This window comes from Aquimarina sp. AD1 (assembly GCF_003443695.1).
GTDB lineage: Bacteria > Bacteroidota > Bacteroidia > Flavobacteriales > Flavobacteriaceae > Aquimarina > Aquimarina latercula.
Window position 1 is genome coordinate 1958124 of sequence record NZ_CP031966.1, and the last position, 13760, is coordinate 1971883.

The 13760-nt window shown below is 34.6% G+C and carries 13 protein-coding genes; 8 read left to right on the plus strand and 5 right to left on the minus strand.

All coding sequences use genetic code 11. The annotated features are described in order from the left end of the window. Positions 1-31 precede the first annotated feature (31 nt). From D1815_RS08770 to D1815_RS08805, 8 genes are all read left to right on the plus strand, one after another. Positions 32-496, plus strand: a complete 465-nt coding sequence (locus D1815_RS08770) for a DUF5063 domain-containing protein (protein ID WP_118386648.1) — start codon at positions 32-34, stop codon at positions 494-496. A 168-nt stretch (positions 497-664) separates the two neighbouring features. Then, positions 665-2056, plus strand: a complete 1392-nt coding sequence (gene rmuC, locus D1815_RS08775; RefSeq protein ID WP_027393830.1) for a DNA recombination protein RmuC — start codon at positions 665-667, stop codon at positions 2054-2056. Positions 2057-2065: 9 nt separating this feature from the next. Beyond that, complete coding sequence (locus D1815_RS08780; protein ID WP_027393831.1) at positions 2066-2410, plus strand: hypothetical protein; 345 nt, start codon at positions 2066-2068, stop codon at positions 2408-2410. After that, entirely contained in the window at positions 2407-3561 is a 1155-nt protein-coding gene (locus D1815_RS08785; protein WP_118386649.1) for a serine hydrolase, read from the plus strand. Before D1815_RS08780 ends, D1815_RS08785 begins: the two co-directional genes overlap by 4 nt. Positions 3562-3603: 42 nt before the next feature. Next, positions 3604-4941 carry an IPT/TIG domain-containing protein gene (locus D1815_RS08790; protein WP_035085736.1) on the plus strand — a complete coding sequence of 446 codons (1338 nt, stop codon included), beginning with the start codon at positions 3604-3606 and terminating at the stop codon, positions 4939-4941. Positions 4942-4954: 13 nt separating this feature from the next. Beyond that, positions 4955-5320 carry a hypothetical protein gene (locus D1815_RS08795; RefSeq protein WP_027393834.1) on the plus strand — a complete coding sequence of 122 codons (366 nt, stop codon included), beginning with the start codon at positions 4955-4957 and terminating at the stop codon, positions 5318-5320. Positions 5321-5353: 33 nt separating this feature from the next. Beyond that, the gene (locus D1815_RS08800; RefSeq protein ID WP_118386650.1) at positions 5354-5896 is read left to right on the plus strand and encodes an acyl-CoA thioesterase; all 543 of its coding nucleotides are present in this window, start codon (positions 5354-5356) and stop codon (positions 5894-5896) included. A gap of 90 nt (positions 5897-5986) precedes the next feature. Further along, complete coding sequence (locus tag D1815_RS08805; protein WP_027393836.1) at positions 5987-6373, plus strand: hypothetical protein; 387 nt, start codon at positions 5987-5989, stop codon at positions 6371-6373. Between the two features lie 24 nt (positions 6374-6397). On the opposite strand, the gene ilvA is transcribed toward D1815_RS08805, so the two are convergent. The 5 genes from ilvA to ilvD all read right to left on the minus strand — a co-directional run bounded on the left by ilvA (position 6398) and on the right by ilvD (position 13396). Beyond that, positions 6398-7663, minus strand: coding sequence for a threonine ammonia-lyase IlvA (gene ilvA, locus D1815_RS08810; RefSeq protein WP_118386651.1), 1266 nt, complete (start codon positions 7661-7663; stop codon positions 6398-6400). 187 nt (positions 7664-7850) lie between these two features. After that, the gene (ilvC, locus tag D1815_RS08815; protein ID WP_118386652.1) at positions 7851-9326 is read right to left on the minus strand and encodes a ketol-acid reductoisomerase; all 1476 of its coding nucleotides are present in this window, start codon (positions 9324-9326) and stop codon (positions 7851-7853) included. A gap of 81 nt (positions 9327-9407) precedes the next feature. Continuing rightward, a complete protein-coding gene (ilvN, locus tag D1815_RS08820; protein WP_027393839.1) occupies positions 9408-9941 on the minus strand; it encodes an acetolactate synthase small subunit in 534 nt (177 codons plus the stop codon). 2 nt (positions 9942-9943) lie between these two features. Continuing rightward, on the minus strand, positions 9944-11677 hold the full coding sequence (gene ilvB, locus D1815_RS08825; RefSeq protein ID WP_118386653.1) for a biosynthetic-type acetolactate synthase large subunit: 1734 nt from the start codon (positions 11675-11677) through the stop codon (positions 9944-9946). Between the two features lie 42 nt (positions 11678-11719). Further along, complete coding sequence (gene ilvD, locus D1815_RS08830; RefSeq protein ID WP_118386654.1) at positions 11720-13396, minus strand: dihydroxy-acid dehydratase; 1677 nt, start codon at positions 13394-13396, stop codon at positions 11720-11722. Between the last annotated feature and the right edge of the window lie 364 nt (positions 13397-13760).

Below are 13760 nucleotides of genomic sequence, written 5' to 3' on the forward strand. Positions count from 1 at the left end.
TTCTTACTTAATTTTGTAATAAACTATTGATTTGAAAAACCTCAAAGAAATTATCATTCAAATTGTACAATGGGGAACTACTCCAAAACTAACCATTGAAAATAAAGAACTTGTTTTAAAACAAACTATGATATCTTTATATCAAGAATATCTAGCGATTGCAGGACATACTCCAGAAGACGAACAAGAATATCCAGAAGCTCCAGAATTTAATTTCGAAAAGATCTCTAATACTATTAGATCTAATTTTCCAAAATTAGGATTTTATCAAATGATTTTAGATCCTTTTGAAATGACAAAACCCGATAACGGACTTGGCGATGCTAATGATGATTTATCTGATATTATCAAAGATCTAATGGAGGTTCAATGGAGATTCGAAAACACAAGTGATAAAGATGCTTTGTGGTATTTTGAATTTATTATGCGTAATCATTCTGAGAGACATATTGTTAATATTTTAAAAACATTAAAAGATTTAGAAGAACAATCATAATTTGATTATTTACCCTTACTTCTTTTCGACTTATACTGGCTAAATTTTTATCTTTGAAAAAACTACTCTTAAGGCAAGCTCTTGAGCATTTGTGGTAAACTTATTTTTTTATCTTGAGGCAAGCCTCGGAAAATCAAAATCTCGATTATCGAGTAAACAAAAAATTACATGTCAGAATACATATTGCTAGTCGTTGCAGTCGTTGCAATTATAATAGGTTTTTTTATAGGTAAATACGTGGCATCACTTAAAAACAAAAGTGATCAAAGTACGTTAAACGAACGCTCTAATCAATTACAATTACAGTTAGAAGAAGCAAAAAAAACTTCTGAACAACAGCTAGAACTCGCAAAACAACAACAGCAAGTACAAAAAGAAGCTTTAGAAAAACAACTTTCTAACACCGCTAAGGAAAGAGATGAGATTCGGAGAGAAAAAGATTTTCTCAATACTGAACTTACCCGACGTAATGCCGAGTTTGAGAACTTACAACTCAAAAACCAAGAACAAAAGGAAGAAGTTGGAAAACTGCAAGAAAAATTTACAAAAGAATTCGAAAATCTAGCGAATAAAATTTTAGACGAAAAATCCAATAAATTTACGGAACAGAATAAAGAAAATATTAAAAACATTCTGAATCCTTTGCAAGAAAAAATCAACACTTTTGAGAAAAAAGTAGAACAAACTCATAAAGAAAGTATCGATTATCATGCTGCATTGCGACAACAGATTGTAGGACTGAAAGACCTCAATGAACAGATGAGCAAAGAAGCTACGAACTTGACCAAAGCCTTAAAAGGTGATAGTAAAATGCAAGGTAATTGGGGCGAATTGGTTCTAGAACGTGTACTCGAAAAATCTGGACTAGAAAAAGATCGAGAATATTTTGTACAACAAAGTTTTACTACTACCGATGGCCAACGTGTTTTACCAGATGTAGTGATTCACTTACCTGATAGTAAGAAAATGGTCATCGATTCTAAAGTCACGCTAACTGCCTATGAACGTTATGTGAATGAAGATGATGAAAACTTAAGAACTACATATCTAAAAGAACACATCACATCCTTAAGACGTCATATCGATCAACTCTCAGAAAAAAATTATCAGGATTTATACGATATCGAATCACCTGATTTCGTATTACTTTTTGTACCTATAGAACCCGCTTTTGCTATTGCAATTAATGAAGACAGTAAACTGTACAATCAAGCGTTTGAAAAAAATATAGTTATTGTAACTCCATCTACACTTTTAGCAACGTTACGCACCATTGATACTATGTGGAATAACGAAAAACAACAACGTAATGCGATAGAAATTGCGAGACAAGCAGGTGCACTTTATGACAAATTCGAAGGGTTGGTTAAAGATCTGACTGGGGTAGGAAAAAAGATCGATGATGCTAAAAAAGACTATTCTTCTGCGATGAATAAGTTAGTAGAAGGCCGTGGTAATCTGATTACCAGTGTAGAGAAACTTAAAAAAATGGGAGCGAAAGCTAAGAAATCCCTACCAGAAGCAATTATAAAACGAGCCTCTGAAGATAACGACATTTAATTTTCACTTATGGAAGCAGACATTACTCAGATTATCATACAATTATTCATTGGATTAGCATATGCAATTCCAACATTATTCTTTATTATAATAAGCATCTATTATTTACTAAAAATGGGATCTCAAATTGACGGTATTCTAATTTTAGCAGGTAATGTGATCATATTCTTATGTATCGTTATTGGGCGAATACTATTTATACAATTTGCTTTTTATCAAAAATGGGAAGGTACTATTTATTCCTACATAACAACAGCTATTAGCATCGTATCCGTTATTGGAAGTATACTATTTGCTGTTGGGGTATTTCTTTTAATGAAAAAAGTGATCAAAGCAAAATCATTAACTTCATGAAAACGATCCACACACTCATTTTTTTAGTATTTATTGGGCTTTTTACCGAAACAAGTATTGCGCAACAGCTCTATTTCCCAGAACGAGGAAATTGGAATGAAAAGAGTCCTACGGAATTTAATATCGATTCTGCAAAGCTTAACGAAGCTGTTGAGTATGCCAAGGATCAAGAATATTCCGGATCTAGTGATCTACGACAAGCAATACTAAAAGGTTTTGAAGGAGAACCCTATCATAAAATTTTGGGACCTACCAAAAAAAGAGGTGCTCCAGCGGGTTTAATTCTAAAAGACGGATATATTATTGCTAAATGGGGTGATATAGATCGTGTAGATATGACTTTTAGTGTTACTAAAAGTTACCTATCAACCATCGCAGGTTTAGCATTAGATAATAAGTTAATTAGTTCTGCAGATGATTTTGCCTACAACTATATTTGGGATAACACATATGATGGTAACCATAATAAAAAAATTACCTGGAGACATTTACTTACACAATCATCTGATTGGTCCGGACAATTATGGGGTGGTTATGATTGGGCAGATCGTCCTCCAAAAACAGGTGACATCGATGATTGGAAGTTCAGAAAACTACAAGAACCAGGTAGTGTTTTCGAATATAATGATGTTAGAGTAAACGTATTATCCTATTCACTCCTAAACATTTGGAGAAAGCCTTTACCACAAATTCTTAAGGAAAAAATAATGGACCCTATTGGAGGTTCGACTACTTGGAGATGGTATGGATATGATAATTCTTGGGTTACTATTGATGGTATCCAAATGCAATCCGTAAGTGGTGGCGGTCATTCTGGCGGTGGTTTATTTATCAACACTAAAGATCACGCTCGTTTCGGACTACTATTTATGAATAATGGGAAGTGGAATAACAAACAATTGATTTCAGAAAATTGGATTACAGAAGCTACTAAATCTTCTAAAGCCAATTCGAATTATGGATTTATGTGGTGGTTAAACCAAAAAGGATCTCGTCATTGGGAAGGGCTTCCGGAGCATCTATTTTATGCTGCGGGATTTGGGGGTAATTTTATTGTAGTCGATCAAAAACAAAATATTGTTATTGTAACTAGATGGTTAGAACCCAATAAAATAGATGAATTCGTTACTAAGATTTATGATTCTTTCTAAAAATTTTACCTCTATATTTGTAGTAATTTTAAAACTTAGCTTATGATATGTTTCACACTTGTATCAAAAAAAAACAGCATTTACGCCGTTCTTTTTTTAATAATTTTGGGAATTACAAGTTGCACTAAAGATGCAGACAATCTTACGTTTACCGCTATTACTTCTATAGAAGGTATCGCTCCAGAAAGTGGGCCAGGAGATACCGAAGTTACAATTACTGGTATTGCCTTTGATACCGATCAAAATGCTACTTCTGTTTTTTTTAATGATGCAGAAGCTATTATAAACTCTATTACAGCTACAGAAATTAAGGCTATTGTTCCAAGAGGCGCACAAACTGGAATCGTCAAAGTAGTGACGCAAGGAGAAGAAACCTTAGGACCAGAGTTTACATATATAATCACACCAGCACAAGTAAGCACGCTAATACGCAGTGAAGTATCTGGTGATGTAGATGGACCTGTCGCAGAAGCATCTTTTTCTTCTCTATGGAACATTGCAGAAGATAATGAAGGTGCTATTTATATAACGGATTATGGTAATAATAAAATTAGAAAAATTGATGTCAACAATATTGTAAGTACCGTTGCCGGAATGACAGGAGTTACCGGATCAGTTGACGGCACATTAGCTGAAGCTACTTTTTCGAATCCGAGAAGTATGATCATAGATCCTGACGGGAATCTTGTATTGGTTGATTTCAATAACAACAATGTTAGAAAAATAGACCTCACTAATCAAACGGTTGAAACTATTGCAGGAACTGGAGAATTCGGATTGGTTAATGGAATTGGCAGTATCGCTCAATTTTCTTCCCCTATTGGGCTTGCTATTGATAGTTCTGGAAACCTATATGTAAGTGATTTTTCAGCTGCTACTATCCGAAAAATTACGCCGGACAATGTCGTTAGTACCTTTATAGGAACCGGAGAGGTAGGTTCTATAGATGGTCCTGCCGATGTAGCTCAAATTGGTTTTGTTACAGGAATGGAGTTTGATAATGACGGTAATCTCATATTTGGTGATGGTAATAGGATACGACAAGTAACTCCAGAAAGAGTGGTATCTACAATCGCAGGTACGGGAGTTGATGGTGATGTTGATGGAGAAAGCGATATCGCTCAATTTGATGGTCTACTTGATTTAGATATTGATTCTGAAGGAAATATTATTGTTGTAGATTTTGGTAATAAAAAAATACGCCAGCTTAGCCCAGAAGGTATCGTAAGCACACTTGCAGGTACCGGAGAAATTGGTTTTATGGATGGTGTTCCAACTATAGCTACATTTAATAACCCTAGAGGTCTGTTGGTTGGAGAAAATGATATTATTTATATATCAACAGATGATAGTATCAGAATTATAACACCAGAATTTTAGTAAATATTTTTTGATGAAAAAAACGCTGTTTTTCATAATTTTAGGAATTGTACTTTTGTTTACCTTATGGTATACTTCTGTATATTTTGCCACGTATAGTGAAGGTGTACGTAGCGGTGAACTTATAAAATTTAGTAACAAAGGTATTGTTTTTAAAACCTGGGAAGGTGAGATCAGTCAAGGGATTTCGGGAGCTCAAATATTTAGTTTTTCTGTGGAAGACAGGAATGATCAAGTCATTAAAAAACTAGAAGAATATCAAGGAAGATATGTAAAGCTAAAGTACAAAGAACGTTTTGCTACCGTTTCTTGGCTAGGAGATTCTAAGTATTTTGTAATTGATGTAGAGGAAGAAGAATCGCCTCATTTTAGAAAATAATACTCGAAAATAACTCTTTATTAAAAAACAGAAATGAAAAAATTTAAAACCGCTAGAGAATCCAGAGTTGTCATTTCTGAACTAATGCTTCCCTCCCATTCTAATTTCAGTGGTAAAATTCATGGTGGCTATATCTTATCACTAATGGATCAAATTGCTTTTGCTTGCGGATCTAAACATTCCGAAACATACTGCGTTACCGCCAGTGTGGATAAAGTTGATTTCTTAAAACCAATAGAAGTTGGGGAATTAGTAACTATGAAAGCCTCTGTAAATAATGTGGGGAAGACTTCTATGGTTGTTGGTGTAAGAGTAGAATCCGAAAACATTATGACTGGCAAAGTAAAACACTGTAACTCTAGTTACTTTACAATGGTTGCTAAAAATGACCAAGGAAGTAGTGTACCCGTTCCTGGTTTAATTTTAGAAAATGAAACAGCAGTGCGACGTTTTGTAAGAAGCATTATTCGTAAAGAAGATGCAAAATCACGAAGAGATCGATTTAAAGCTTCAGAATTTCAACTAGAAGATCACTTAGAACTACTAAAAGAATATAATGTTCAGATCGATCTATAATTTATCCAAAATCTTAGCGTTATACTTGTAAAATCAGGAATCTTATTAATTCCTGGAATATTTGCTATATTGAAGAAAAAAATAATACCTATGAAATCCCCAATACTATTAGTTACATTACTCGTATTTACATTATTTAGTTGCAGTAGTAGCGATGATGGCACTACAGAGCCAGAAGTACCTATAGATCCAGATCCAATTCCGGGTCAGACTTCTACTTATGTTGGTCATGTAAAAGCAATTATTGACAGTAACTGCACAGAATGTCACGGAACTCCGTTACAAAATTCTGCTCCAATGGCATTAGAAACTTTTCAGGAAGTAGTGAATGCAGTAAATGACAGAAATCTATTTAGTTTTATCACTACAAACAATGCTTTTAATGTAATGCCTCCTTCAGATAATGGAGGAAGAATGCCGCAAGCTACTATTGATATTGTAGAGGATTGGATTGCAGATGGTCTTTTAGAACAATAATCCTATTTAAATAAATTGGATTCATTATACCAAAAACTGAAACAGGTCTGGTTTATCATTTAGGTAATCACCAAAAAAGCTATATTGCTTCATTCTGGAAATTAAAGGCTCTAGATCTTTTTTATCTTTGAGTTCTATACCGACAACGGCTGGACCATTTTCTCTACTTGACTTCTTTGAATATTCAAAGTGAGTGATATCATCGTTTGGTCCTAAAACTTCTCCTACAAATTGTTTTAAGGCTCCAGCTCTTTGAGGAAAACGAACGATAAAATAATGTTTTAAATCAGCATACAATAAGGCTCTTTCTTTAATTTCTGCTGTCCGAGTAATATCGTTATTACTTCCACTAACAATACAAACTACATTTTTTCCTACTATTTTTTCCTTATAGAATTCCAAAGCGGCTAAAGTTAATGCTCCCGCAGGTTCTACTACAATGGCATCTCTGTTATACAAGTCTAAAATAGTTTGACATACCAATCCCTCTGGAACTGTCATCATATCCGATAAATATGATTTACAAATATCAAAGTTAAGATCTCCGACTTTTTGTACAGCTGCTCCATCAATGAATTTATCAATATCAAAAATTTCGGTGTTCTTATTTTCCTTTATAGAAGTTAACATAGAAGCCGCCCCTTGCGGCTCCACACCAATAATTTTTGTTTTAGGAGATAATGCTTTCATAGCACCACTTAGTCCGGAAGCGAGACCACCACCACCAACAGCTACGAATATATAATCAATAGGGTGATCCACTTGATCAAATATTTCTAAACCAATAGTTCCTTGCCCCTCTATTGTCTTAGGATCATCAAATGGATGAACAAACGTTTTTCCTTCTGCAATACAAGCATTCTTTGCTGCTTTTGATGCATCATCAAAAGTATCACCTTCCAAAACAATTTTCACCTTTGATCCGCCAAACATTTGAGTTTGTTCTACTTTTTGTTTAGGAGTTACAGATGGCATATAAATAGTCCCTTGTATTCCTAGATGATGGCAAGCAAACGCAACACCTTGTGCATGGTTTCCAGCGCTAGCACACACAACTCCTTTAGTTAACTGTTCTTTTGTTAAAGAACTAATTTTGTTAAAAGCGCCTCTTATTTTATAGGATCTAACACGTTGTAAATCCTCTCTTTTTAATAAAATATTAGCATCGTATTTACGTGAATACCGAATGCTATTCATCAGAGGTGTAACCATAGCAACCTCTTTAATATTAGAAGATGCTTTTTTGATGTCTTCTAATTGAGGGAAATATGTCGTCACTTCTGTATTCATTTTCTATATTCTCATATTTTATCTGCCAGTCTGAGTCCATCAAAGATTACACAATACACATCTCAAAAAACTTCGACAGACCCAGCTAGACAAATAAATTATTATACTATTGGTTTAATCTGTTATTTCTATTGTTTTAGTTGACAGATTGAACTCGTAAACAATCATTTAGGATAACCTACTATTGTTAAATTACTCGTTTCATAGCCGTCATAGAAGCTCTCAATCTAGCTCCTACCACCTCTATTGGATGATTTCTTAAAGCAGCGTTTACTTCAATTAACTTTGCGTTATCTACTCCATTGTTCTTACCTTGATCAAATGCTTTTCCGATTACATCGGTATCTATTTTCTTCATAAAGTTTCCTAATAAAGGCTTACACGCATGATCAAATAAATAACAACCATATTCTGCTGTATCAGAAATCACTCTATTCATTTCGAATAATTTTTTACGAGCGATTGTATTTGCGATAAGTGGTGTTTCGTGTAAAGACTCATAGTAAGCAGATTCTTCAATAATACCAGAAGAAGTCATTGCTTCAAAAGCAAGCTCTACTCCTGCTCTTACCATAGCTACCATTAACACTCCATTATCATAAAACTCTTGCTCAGAAATTTCTACATCTCCTGCCGGTGTTTTTTCAAAAGCTGTTTCTCCTGTAGCCGCTCTCCAAGACAATAGATTCTTATCATCATTTGCCCAATCCTCCATCATAGTTTTAGAGAAATGCCCTCCTATAATATCATCCATATGCTTTTGGAACAATGGACGCATTATTTCTTTTAATTCTTCAGACAATTCAAATGCTTTTATCTTAGAAGGATTAGACAATCTATCCATCATATTCGTAATTCCACCATACTTTAATCCTTCAGTAATAGTTTCCCATCCATATTGAATCAGTTTTGAAGCATATCCTGCATCTATTCCTTTTTCTACCATCTTATCAAAACAAAGGATCGAACCGGTCTGCAAAAGACCACAAAGAATTGTTTGTTCTCCCATTAAATCAGATTTCACTTCTGCTACAAATGAAGATTCTAATACACCTGCTCTATCACCACCAGTACCTACGGCATAAGCTTTTGCTTGTGATAACCCGAAACCTTTCGGATCGTTTTCAGGATGCACTGCTATTAATGTTGGTACTCCAAATCCTCTTTTATACTCTTCTCTAACTTCAGAACCTGGACACTTAGGCGCTACCATAATAACCGTAAGATCATCACGTACTTGCATTCCTTCTTCTACGATATTAAATCCATGAGAATACGACAATGTCGCTCCTTTTTTCATTAAAGGCATTACAGTATTTACTACCTGAGTATGTTGTTTATCTGGTGTTAGATTAATTACTACATCTGCATTAGGAACTAATTCTTCATAAGTTCCTACAGCAAAACCATTATCTGTAGCATTCTTATAAGATTGTCTCTGTTCTTTGATTGCAGCTTCGCGAAGCGTATATGAAATATCTAATCCAGAATCTCTCATATTAAGACCTTGATTCAGTCCTTGAGCTCCACAACCTACAATTACTATTTTTTTCCCTTTTAATGCATTGACTCCATCCGTAAATTCAGAAGAGTCCATAAATCTACATTTCCCTAATTGTGTTAATTGATCTCTTAATGATAGCGTATTAAAATAATTTGCCATTTCCTTCTAATTTGTGGTTACTTCCGCTTTTGCGGAAATCTATTTAATTTTGATTTCTAGTTGTTTTTCTTTTTGTAAATATCAAGCTACTTCTATTCCAAAGCTTTCGATTATTTTAGATATATGCATCTTTTCTTTTGTCACGGCAATTCTACCAGAACGTACAAATTGCATTAACCCATAAGGCTCTAGCTTATCATATAACTCTTCTACTTCCTTGCGTCTTCCTGTTTTTTCTAACACAAAAAACTCTGGTGTAACAGTTACAATATTGGCATTACTTTCTTTAATCACATTCTGTATCTGTCGTTCTTCAAACAACAATTTAGAAGCAACTTTGAATAGCGCAGTTTCCTGATAAATTGTTTCATCATCTTTATGATAAAAAGCTTTGATAACTTCTATTTGCTTTTCTATCTGACCTACTAACTTCTTAACCTGTTCTTCTGTTATTTTTACAACAATGGTAAACCGAAAAACATCTTTAATTTCTGAGACTGAAGCAGTCATACTATCTAAATTGATATGACGCTTTAGAAAGATTGCAGAAATCCTATTTAGCAATCCTATATTATTCTCAGTATATACTGATATGGTATAACATTCTCTCTCCATAACTAACTCAATCTTATATCTGAAACCGATGCTCCTGTTGGTATCATCGGAAATACATTATTTTCCTTTTCTACACATACTTCTAAAAAGTAAGGTTCTTTTGAAGCTATCATCTCTTTAATAGCATCTCCTAACTCTTCTCTTTTAGTAACTCTTTTCGCATCAATATGATACCCTTTTGCAATCGTTACAAAATCTGGATTCACCATTTCCGTGGAAGCATACCTTTTGTCAAAAAACAATTGTTGCCATTGACGCACCATTCCCAAAAAGTCATTATTTAATACCACAATCTTTACAGGAACCTTTGTTTGAAAAATAGTTCCCAATTCTTGTATGGTCATTTGATACCCACCATCACCTATGATGGCTACAACTTCTCGTTCTGGAGCTCCCATTTTTGCTCCGATCGCTGCTGGCAAGGCAAATCCCATGGTTCCTAAACCTCCAGAAGTTACATTACTTTTTGTTCTTACAAATTCTGCATATCGACAAGCAATCATTTGATGCTGTCCTACATCAGACACGATCACGGCATCTCCTTTAGTTTCTTCATTAATTCCTCTAAGTACTTCTCCCATAGAAAGACCATCCTTAGAAGGATATAATTCTTCTTTGATTACTTTATCATATTCAATAGTATCAAAGTCTTTAAATTCTTGTAACCAAGTTTTATGAGTATTAGACTTTACTAAATCAAGAATATCCGACAACGTATTCTTCACATTACCCATAACAGCAACATCTACTTCTACATTTTTATTAACTTCTGCAGGATCTATTTCAAAATGAATAATCTTTGCCTGTTTAGCATAGGTTTCTAAATTACCAGTAACACGATCATCAAAACGCATTCCTATAGCTATTAACAAATCACATTCATTAGTAAGCTTGTTAGGTCCATAGTTACCATGCATCCCTACCATACCTACATTTAAATCGTGAGAAGTTGGTAATGCTGATAATCCCAAAATTGTCCAAGCAGCAGGAATACCTGCTTTTTCTACAAAACTTCTTAGTTCCTCTTCTGCTTCACCAAGAATTACACCTTGACCAAAAACAATCATCGGTTTTTTTGCTTCATTAATTAAATCCGCAGCTTGTCTTAATGTTTCAGGATCTGTTTCAGGAATCGGTTTATAGCTTCGTACTCCTTTACACTTTTCATACTTAAAATCAAGTTGACCAAACTGAGCGTCTTTAGTTATATCGATCAGAACAGGTCCTGGACGACCTGAGCGCGCAATATAAAATGCTTTGGCTAACACAGAAGGAATATCTTCAGCTTTAGTAACCTGATGATTCCATTTAGTAATTGGCGTAGAAATTCCTATAATATCCGTTTCCTGAAAGGCATCAGATCCTAATAAATGAGATCCCACTTGTCCAGTGATACAAACCATCGGTGTAGAATCTATTTGAGCGTCTGCTATACCAGTCACAAAATTAGTTGCTCCTGGACCAGATGTAGCTATCGCCACTCCAACTTTTCCACTTGTTCTAGCATATCCTTGAGCGGCATGAGTCGCACCTTGTTCATGTCTGGTAAGTACATGATGAAGTTTATCTTGAAACTTATATAGTTCATCATAAACTGGCATAATTGCTCCTCCAGGATATCCATAAATTAAATCCACACCTTCTGCAAGTAAACAATGTATTACTGCTTCTGCACCTGTCATAGGACCGGTGGTTTCTTTTGCTTCTTTTTCTATTGTCTGCGTTTGTGTTTCCATTACGCTATATATTTTTATATTTCAGTCAAGCTGAAACGTTCTTTAGAACTCATCTGTAACACATCCTCGTGATGCAGATGAAACTGTATTGGCATATTTATACAAAACTCCTTTTTTGAATTTCAATGGTGGTTGAACCCAAGAAGCTTTTCTTCTTTTAATTTCTTCCTCTTTTATAGCGACTGTAATAGAATTTGTTTCTGCATCGATTGTAATAACATCTTCATCTTCTACTAATGCAATCAAACCACCTTCTTGTGCTTCTGGAGTGATATGCCCTACTACAAATCCATGCGTTCCGCCAGAGAATCTTCCGTCAGTAATTAATGCAACATCTTTACCAAGGCCCGCTCCCATAATTGCCGCTGTAGGTTTTAACATTTCTGGCATTCCGGGACCTCCTTTAGGACCTTCGTACCGTATGACGACTACATTACCTTTTTCTACTAATCCATCTCTTATACCATCATTAGCATCATATTCACTATTAAAGACTTTTGCTTTCCCTTGAAAACGAAGTCCTTCTTTTCCTGTAATTTTAGCAACACAACCATCTTCAGCCAGATTACCAAACATAATTCTTAAATGACCTGTTGGTTTGATTGGATTTTCTAATGGTTTTATTACATCTTGTCCCTCTGTAAGATCTGGAACATCTAATAAATTCTCGGCTAGTGTTTTTCCTGTTACTGTTAGGCAATCTCCATGCAATAACCCCTTCTTTAATAAATATTTAAGTACTGCAGGAACACCTCCTACTGCATGCACATCTTCCATCAAATATTTCCCACTTGGTTTTAAATCCGCTAAGAATGGAGTTTCATCACTTATTCTTTGAAAATCCGCTAACGTAAACTCTACATCTGCAGCCCTAGCTATTGCCAGAAAATGTAATACCGCATTCGTAGAACCTCCAAGTACAGTTACCAAACGAATCGCATTTTCTAAGGATTTTTTGGTTACAATATCTAATGGCTTAATATCTTTTTCTAAAAGAGTTCGCATCGCACGTCCTGCTGCGATACTTTCTTCTTCTTTATTTTTACTAATTGCTGGATTTGAAGAATTATAAGGCAAAGACATTCCTAAGGCTTCGATTGCAGAAGCCATTGTATTTGCTGTATACATTCCTCCACAGGCACCTGCTCCGGGAACGGCTTTTTTAATTACGCTTTTATATTCACTATTCTCCATAGTTCCAGCTACCTTCTCTCCCCAAGCTTCAAACGCCGAAACAATATCCAGTTTCTTTCCTTCGTGACATCCAGAAGCTATAGTTCCTCCATACACTAAAATTGATGGTCGGTTTAATCGAATCATAGCCATCAACGCACCTGGCATATTTTTATCACATCCTACTACAGTGACCATACCATCATAAGACATTGCTTGAACAACTGTTTCCATAGAATCAGCAATTACATCTCTAGAAGGTAACGAAAAACGCATTCCGGGAGTTCCCATAGAAATACCATCACTAACACCAATCGTATTGAATATAAGACCAACAACATCTTCTTCTTTTGTTCCTTGCTTTACTAATTTTGCCAAATCATTAAGATGCATATTACAAGGATTACCTTCATAACCTGTACTTGCAATCCCCACCAGAGGCTTGTTAAAATCTTCATCAGTCAAACCAATTGCATGAAGCATTGCTTGCGCTGCTGGTTGTGTATCGTCCTGTGTTACCTGTTTACTATATTTATTAATACTCATCCTTTTTGAATGTGAATTTTTTGATAATTATCTAAAATTTTAACTGGTTTTTTATCAAATTCATATTTAATCAAATAAACCTTAGCATAAAATTATTTCGTAATGACTAAACTGTTGAATTTTATTCAATAAGCTTACAACATCCAACTACCACTAAACATGTCTTAACAATTGATATACAGATGTTTATATTCATTTTATTTACAATCACTATTTGTTAAATTTTTATTTTATTATAGATTCTAGCAAAAAAAATCCCTTCCAGAAACGAAAGGGATTTTTGTTTAATACGTAAGATCAATATCCCTATCATCCTGATGAAATAATCACCACGATACTAATAATATTGACAATAATGATATTT